Raw genomic sequence first — 7614 nt, forward strand, 5'->3', positions numbered from 1 at the left:
GATCCTGCGAGGACAGTGTGTCGGTCAGCGTCGTCGCCGGGCGGTGACGGATGCCGGAGCCACGATCGAGCCGGGCCAGCGCCTCGTCGCGGCTCGGCCAGCGAAAGCGAAACAGGGGCAACAGGACGGCGATTGCGATGGCGGCGAAAACGACGAGACCGATGGCACGGGCGATGAACGGCAACGCCAGCCACAGGCCGGCCCAGGACACCACCAGGAACAGGCCGACGACGGTCAGAAGCCGCGCCAGATTTGGCCAGGCACGCTCCCACGCTATGGCATAGATGGCCCGATCGAGGGCCTGCGCCAGCTTCAACCGCGACAGAGCGTCACTGTTGCGGATCGGGTCTGACGGGTCGGGGGTGACGCCGTTCAATCAACTCTCCAGGTTGCCCGGTGGGAGAGGAGCCTATCACAACGGCAGCACTGAGGCATCCGTTCCCGTACGGGAGACACCCCTTTTCCCGCATAACACGAGGACGTGACTGGCCCCGCCCAACCCCGTAATTTCCGCGCGCCGCCCGAGAGAAACGCAAGGCAAGTAAGGGAAACGCCATGGACAAGAAGATGCACGACAAGGGCCTGGAAGTCCGCAAAGCGGTGCTGGGCGAGGCCTATGTCAACAACGCCCTGAAGAACGTCGATGATTTCAACCGTCCGTTCCAGGAGATGTTGAACGAATATTGCTGGGGTACGGTGTGGGGCCGCGAGGAGCTGCCGCGCAAGACCCGCAGCATGCTCAACATCGCCATGATCGCGATCCTCAACCGCCAGCACGAGTTCCGCGCACATCTGAAGGGCGCGCTCACCAACGGCGTCAGCCGCGAGGAAATCCGCGAGATCCTGATGCAGGTCGCGATCTATGGCGGCATGCCTGCCGCAGTCGACAGTTTTCGCATCGCGCGCGAGGTGTTCGCGGAGATCGACGGCAAGGCGTGAGCCGAACAAACAGCTTTCAACGTATCGCTCCGTCATTGCGAGCGAAGCGAAGCAATCCAGAAACCCCTCCACGGACACATCCCTGGATTGCTTCGTCGCTTCGCTCCTCGCAATGACAACAGAAAGGAAACACCATGGACATCGGATTCATCGGCCTCGGAAACATGGGTTTCCCGATGGCGCGGCGGCTGATCGAGGCGGGACACAGGCTCGTCGTGTTCGACACGCGCAAGGAAGTCATGGGCAAGCTCGTCGCGCTTGGCGCCACGCAAGCGACATCGCCGAAGGACGTCGCCGATCAGGTCGAGACTGTCATGGCGAGCCTGCCCTCGCTGCAGGCTTCGCTCGAGGTTGCAACCGGGACGAACGGCGTGATCGAGGGCAGCCGCGCAAAACGCTTCATCGATCTGTCCACGGTCGGCTCGGCGATGGCCGCGAAGATTCACGGACTCCTCGCCCAACGCAACATCGTGCAAATCGACTGCCCCGTCTCCGGCGGTGTCGGCGGCGCCGAGAAGGGCACGTTGGCGGTGATGGTCTCCGGGCCGAAGGCGGAGTTCGAACTGCTCAAGCCCGCGCTCGACATCATCGGAAAAGTGTTCTTCATCGGCGAGAAGCCCGGCGCGGCGCAGACCATGAAGCTCGCCAATAATTTCCTGTCGGCGACCGCGATCGTGGCCACGTCGGAGGCCGTGGTGATGGGCGTGAAGGCCGGGCTCGATCCTGCCGTGATGATCGACGTCATCAATGCCGGCTCTGGCATGAACACGGCGAGCCGTGACAAGTTTCCGCGCGCGGTGCTGCCGCGTACATTCGACTTCGGCTTCGCCACGGGACTCATGGTGAAGGACGTGCGGCTGGCGCTGGAGGAGATGAAGCAGCTCGGCCTGTCGATGGAGGTCGCCGACGCGGTCGGGCGGTTGTGGGAGACCGTGATAGCTGCGGAAGGCGCCGAGTCCGATTTCACCGCGGCGATCAAGCCGATCGAGAAGAAGGCGAACGTCGTGGTGGGCGGAAAGATGGGCGGGTTGGCGGGACGATAACGCGCGCTCATCCTGGATCGGTGCACGCCGATCCAGGATCCCGCCCCATCACCGACCGGTCGGATCAGCGATTATCGTCCTGGCGTCCGCCCTTGCAGAAGCCCGGATCGACTGCGCTTGCGCGATAGTCCAGCGGGCCGTCGAACTCGTCCTTGTACTTGACGAGGACATCGGGGCAGACTGCCTCCGCCGTCTCGAGATTGCCGCCACAGCTCCAGTTGGCGGCATCGTTGACGTCACCCGTTCCCTTGTACTTTGCCGTTTGCGGATAGGGGCACAAGGGCCGCGACAGTGCCGGCGCCAAACTGCGGCCGACGACCTGGTCCGGCGCAACGCCTTTCTCGACCCAATTGACGAGCGCGGTAAAGTCGGCGCCATTTTGCGGCCAGGCCCCCGTGGTGCCGAGGCCGAAGATCGGCAGGCCGCAATGACCGACGCCGGGTGCGTGATACAGGCGGTAGAAGCTCTGCACGCCCTCGAAACCGGTTCGATCGTGATTCCTCTGATAGCGCTCTGCCATCTGCCGGTAGTAGTTGAGAACACCGCGCGGATAGATGAACTGGTCGTTGGCGCCGAGGAAAGTCATCAACTTCCCACCACGGGCGCGGAAGGCATCGAGCGGGCCGAATGTGTCGGTCACATCGGCGATGTTGCGGGAGCCCGCTTCCGCCACTCTGGGATAGGACAGCCCCTTGCCCCCGAGGCTGACGGTATTCCATTTGGTCGATGGCGGCGCGAAGCTTGGATCGATCAGGTTCCATTCGAACTGGGTCACGCCAAGCGGAAACGGCGTCGGACCGTCGAGGATCGAGAAGTCGCTGCCGCGATCCAACCCGAACCAGATACGATTGCCATGCTTGTTGCGCGGACCGTCCCAGATCTTGTCGACCACCACCGCCTCGTCCGCGGTCAGGCAATTCGGGGCCGCCGGCGCACCCGGCTTCCCACATATGTTGGCCTTGGCACTGAAGCGGCAGGTGCGGGGATCGTTGATGATGCCGTCGACCGCGCCATCATTGGCGTCGCAGGCCGCGATCGCCGATTTCTGTGCCGCGACCAGCTTGGCAGGAGGGATCGCTCCGCTCGGGTTCTCGCCTGCCTGCTCGAACATTGCGATCTGGCCCCACATCTGCGCGGTCTGGAAGCGCGTCCAGTACACCGCGGGAGCGCTGGCAAGGATGCCGTCGAGCTGGCTCCCGAGCTCCTGGGCCAGCAGATATCCCTGCCGGCCGCCCGTCGAGCAGCCGTTCCAGTAATTATAGCTGGGCGGCTTGCTGTAATAGGCGGTCGCAATGCGCTTCGACCACAGGATCTGCTGCTTGATCCCGTTGCGGAAGAAATCCTGGATGAATTGGAGATTGTAGGTATGGTCGGCATTGACGCCGGGCGTGCAGTCGCCGCCGGCGTGGCCGCCATCCGTCCCCGATCCGACATAGCCGGCATTCACGGCCGCATCTACGTTGAGATTGCCGGCGCATCCGCCGCCGCCAAGGCCTTCGGTACGGCCGTTCCAAGCGCCCATGGTCCCGCCTGCACCGCCGTCCGCCGGGCTGAGCGGCAATCCTATCGCGATGGTGATGTTCTGGCTCGGACTCGTGCCGTAGACCAGCGTGACGCCGCAGTACTTCGTGCTGGCAGGAGCCGCCGTCGTCTTGATGGCGCTGGTCGCCGACTTGATGGAGGGATTGTTCGCCAGCCCGAACCGCGGATCCGTCGCCAGGCCCGCGCATGTCGGTGCCGCAAGTGCCGCGGCAGCGTTCGGCAGCGCGACCGCTCCGGCGACCAACGCAACTGTGGATGCGCAAACGCGCAATAGAATTCGTGAACACTCCATGATGCCCTCCCCGATCTGTTGGTATTTTCGGGAAGTCGTAGCATCACGATGCGAGGGGGCCGTAGAACAAGGTCGTCATCGGCTGGAACAAAACCTTCCGGCGACAGATTTTTTCCGGGGACCACGGGCGCGCCGGAGAAGCGCAACAGCACGCGTCAGGAGCGCGCGCCCTTCGCTGCCCTCGCAAGCCTTGCCGTCTCGGACGGCGCTTCTCCAAAGCAATCGCGATATCTCGACGCGAAATGCCCCATATGCGCAAAGCCCCACTTCAGCGCCACGTCGTGGACCGACAGCGCATTCAGCGGCGATGACAATTCCGCCTGCACCGCCTCGAGGCGAATCTGCCGCAGATAAGCCAGCGGCGTCACGCTCCTGAAGCGGTGAAATCCGTACTGCAGGGATCGCACGCTGATGCCTGCCGCCTCTGCCACCTCGCTCAATGTCAGCGCCTGGTGCATGTTGGCGCGCATGAAGTCGATCGCCTCCCTGATCCGGCGCGGCGTGGCGTCTTGCTGGCGGCGCTGGCGATCGTTGAAGCCATGCGGAAAATTGAGGAAGACCAGCCGCAGGATGGCTTCGCCGAGCAGCGCCATGGACTTCTCGGATCGAAGCGCCTCGTCGCGCATGCCGGCTCCGACAGCTTCGGCCAGCGCCGTGAGCATGCGGCCCGCGGGACCTGCAAGATCGAGCCGCGGGTTAAGCTCCATGCTGCGCAGCGACCCACCCTCGAAAATGCCGGACAGCACCTTCCGCACCGTCGCGACCTCGAATTCCAGCGTGACGTGCGCGTGCCTGCCGCGGCCGGCATAGCCGATCGAACTGACTTCCGGCACGCTCAATGCCAACGCGTAATTGTGGTCGATGGCCACGGTCCGATCCCGCACCCTGCCGCTCACCGTCCCCGAACTCGGCAGCACGAGCCCGAGCCTCTCCTTGCGGTGCGAGAGGCGGCAGGTCCAGTCGATCTCGGACTCGACATCCCACCAGGAGAATCCGCTCGTCGCGGCAAACTGGCCGCGCCAGCGGAATGCGCTTTGGCTGCCTTCCAGATCAATCCGCGCATGAGGAACGAGCCGATTGAACGTGCTCAGGAACCTGTCGAAGCTCTCATCGCGGCTACTGAGATCGGTGAACATCGGACCATGTCCGTTGGATGCGGGACAACCGACGGAACTCAATCCCAAACGCGCAATCTTGTCCAGCACGCGCAGCTCCTGCGCCAGGAGACGCTTCGCTGGAGAATCTCATGGCCTTAGGATGACACCTGACCCGCACCCTGGCGAACCGCGAGAAACTCGTACGATGGAACTGCCGTTCTTCCATCTCTACGGTGAGCCCCCCGACCCTCGCGCGTTCAATTTCGTCCATGCCGAGACCATCCCGTCGCGCTGCTCGCTCCATGACTGGCGGATCTGCGTTCATCGCCATGCCAATCTTCTGCAGATCCTCCTGATCGAGCACGGCGCCGGCGAGGTCCAGTACGAGACCTCGATGATCCCCTTTCACGCCCCCGCCATCATCGTGGTACCTCCGACCATGGCTCACGGATTTCACTTTCAGTCGTCGACGAGCGGCTGGGTGGTCAGCTTCACGGAGGACGTGGCACGAACGTTCGGCGACGCTGCGGGAGACACGGTCGCGCGCCTGAAGCGGCTGACGATGGCCCCCGTGGTTTCGATCGCGGAGAACGACATGGCCCGCTTATCCGACCTGAGTGCGCGCCTCAGCGAAGAGCGCCTGCTCTCCCGCGAGGGGTTCAATGTCGCCGTGAACAGCTACCTTGCCCTGATCGCAGTTGAAGTCGGGCGCCTGGCGATAGGCCGGAGCGGCACCGCAGCCCATTTCAACGACGCAGTGATCGAAAGACTGCTCGAGCTGATTGAAAGTCATTTTCGCAGCCGGCGGCTGCTAAACTTTTATGCGGCGAAGCTCGCGATGACGTCCGACGGCCTCAACAAGCACGTGAAGCGCATGACCGGGGTGACGGCCGGACAGCTGATTAGGCGACGGGTCGTCACCGAAGCAAAGCGGCAACTGGCGTTCTCGGATCAGCCGATCAACGAAATCGCGTATGATCTCGCCTATGCGGATCCATCGCACTTCGTGCGTTCCTTCCGCAAGGAAACCGGTGTGACCCCGCGGACCTTCCGCGCCAATGCCGGTCGATTGGCCTGATCGCCTGGCAATCCCAAATCCTGCCGCGATTGCGCGTTGCCGCCGATTTGCCTCGACGTCTCAAGCGATTTCAGTGCGCCAGGCAGCCCCGAGGCTACTGTGCATGGGGTTGTTTTACAGGTTTGCGTCCGCCTCACAGCCACGGCGCGGGCGTGTCCATCGCGATCAGTTGCTCGACCTCGATGCGCGGGCGCACCACGGCGTATTGATCGTCCTTCACCAGCACCTCCGGCACCAGCGGCCGGGTGTTGTACGTGCCGGCCTGCACCGCGCCGTAAGCACCGGCGGTCATGATGGCGAGGAGATCGCCGGGCGCGGGCGTCGGCAGCGTGCGATCGAGCGCGAGATAGTCGCCGGTCTCGCAGACCGGGCCGACGACATCGGCCGTGATGGTGGCGGCGCCCGTGGCGGGCTGCTTCACCGGCAGGATGTCGTGATGCGCCTCGTACAGCGTCGGGCGGATCAAATCGTTCATGGCAGCGTCGATGATGACGAAATTCTTGCCGTCGCCGTGCTTCACATAGATCACCTTGGCAACCAGGATGCCGGCATTGCCGACGATCATGCGGCCGGGCTCGAACATCAGCGTGCAGCCGAGATTGTGGCTGACGCGCTTGACCATCGCGGCATAGGCGGCCGGCGCCGGCGGCGCCTCGCGGTCCATGTAATAGGGAATGCCGAGGCCGCCGCCGAAATCGACGTGGCTGATGTTGTGACCGTCGGTGCGCAGCGTCTGCACGAACTCGGACAGGATGCGGAACGCGGTCTCCATGCCGGAGAGCTCGGTGATCTGACTGCCGATATGCACGTCGGTCCCGGTCACCTCGATGCCCGGGAGTTTCGCGGCGCGGGCATAGACCTCACGGGCATGCACGATCGGGATGCCGAACTTGTTCTCGGACTTGCCGGTCGAGATCTTGGCATGCGTGCCGGCATCGACATCGGGGTTGACGCGGAGCGAGATGCGCGCGGTCTTGCCCATCTCGGTCGCAACGCGCGACAGCAGCTGGAGCTCCGGCTCGGATTCGACGTTGAGGCAGAGGATGTCGGCGGCGAGCGCGGCGCGGAGTTCGGTTTCGGTCTTGCCGACGCCGGAGAACAGGATCTTGTTCGGCGGAATGCCGGCGGCCAGCGCGCGCTTCAATTCACCACCGGAGACCACGTCGGCGCCGGCCCCGAGCTTGGCCAGCGTGCGCAGCACCGACTGGTTGGAGTTCGCCTTCATGGCGTAACAGACCAGCACCTTCTCGCCGGCGAAGGCCTCGGTGAAGACGCGATAGTGCCGCTCCAGCGTCGCGGTCGAATAGCAATAGAACGGCGTGCCGACGGTCGCGGCCAGCTCGGACAGGTTCACCGCCTCGGCGTGCAGCACGCCGTTGCGATAGTCGAAATGGTTCATGGCTTAGGCTCGGTTGTCCCGGCTTATTTCTTGCCGGGAGGTTCGTCCAGGAGCGGGTCGAGAATAAACGGTTTCTTCCGGCCCTTGGCCGCCGCGGGCTCGGCATCCGCACCTGAGGCTGAGGTGGGATTGAACATGCTCGACGTCTTCTGGGCTGCGGTCTCGGTGTCGACAGGCGCGGCGCCGTTGGCCGTCGGCGCGCTGGTGGCGGTCGGCGGCAGATC

Annotated in this window: 7 protein-coding genes and 1 pseudogene; 3 read left to right on the plus strand and 5 right to left on the minus strand. The window is 64.0% G+C overall.

From position 1 onward, the window contains the following. On the minus strand, positions 1 to 376 hold a 376-nt coding region (locus MOV75_RS20385), incomplete at its 3' end, for a DUF4175 family protein (protein ID WP_247006476.1). A 179-nt stretch (positions 377 to 555) separates the two neighbouring features. Here MOV75_RS20385 and MOV75_RS20390 point away from each other — a divergent pair. After that, the gene (locus tag MOV75_RS20390; RefSeq protein ID WP_018316258.1) at positions 556 to 939 is read left to right on the plus strand and encodes a carboxymuconolactone decarboxylase family protein; all 384 of its coding nucleotides are present in this window, start codon (positions 556 to 558) and stop codon (positions 937 to 939) included. Between the two features lie 134 nt (positions 940 to 1073). Continuing rightward, positions 1074 to 1982, plus strand: a complete 909-nt coding sequence (locus tag MOV75_RS20395; protein WP_246925916.1) for an NAD(P)-dependent oxidoreductase — start codon at positions 1074 to 1076, stop codon at positions 1980 to 1982. Positions 1983 to 2046: 64 nt separating this feature from the next. On the opposite strand, the gene MOV75_RS20400 is transcribed toward MOV75_RS20395, so the two are convergent. Both MOV75_RS20400 and MOV75_RS20405 read right to left on the minus strand, forming a co-directional pair. Beyond that, positions 2047 to 3816, minus strand: a complete 1770-nt coding sequence (locus MOV75_RS20400; protein WP_247006478.1) for a tannase/feruloyl esterase family alpha/beta hydrolase — start codon at positions 3814 to 3816, stop codon at positions 2047 to 2049. Between the two features lie 155 nt (positions 3817 to 3971). Further along, complete coding sequence (locus MOV75_RS20405; protein WP_247006480.1) at positions 3972 to 5021, minus strand: AraC family transcriptional regulator; 1050 nt, start codon at positions 5019 to 5021, stop codon at positions 3972 to 3974. Between the two features lie 97 nt (positions 5022 to 5118). Here MOV75_RS20405 and MOV75_RS20410 point away from each other — a divergent pair, with 97 nt between their 5' ends. Beyond that, positions 5119 to 5991 (plus strand): helix-turn-helix domain-containing protein, encoded by an 873-nt coding sequence (locus MOV75_RS20410; RefSeq protein WP_246925909.1) that lies wholly within the window; start codon positions 5119 to 5121, stop codon positions 5989 to 5991. 133 nt (positions 5992 to 6124) lie between these two features. Here MOV75_RS20410 and lysA read toward each other — a convergent pair whose 3' ends face one another. Together lysA and MOV75_RS20420 are read right to left on the minus strand one after the other, a co-directional pair. After that, on the minus strand, positions 6125 to 7390 hold the full coding sequence (gene lysA / locus MOV75_RS20415) for a diaminopimelate decarboxylase (protein WP_247006482.1): 1266 nt from the start codon (positions 7388 to 7390) through the stop codon (positions 6125 to 6127). 23 nt (positions 7391 to 7413) lie between these two features. Beyond that, positions 7414 to 7614, minus strand: a pseudogene (locus MOV75_RS20420) (hypothetical protein); the annotation flags it as partial.

The organism is Bradyrhizobium sp. PRIMUS42 (genome assembly GCF_023006515.1).
Classification (GTDB): domain Bacteria; phylum Pseudomonadota; class Alphaproteobacteria; order Rhizobiales; family Xanthobacteraceae; genus Bradyrhizobium.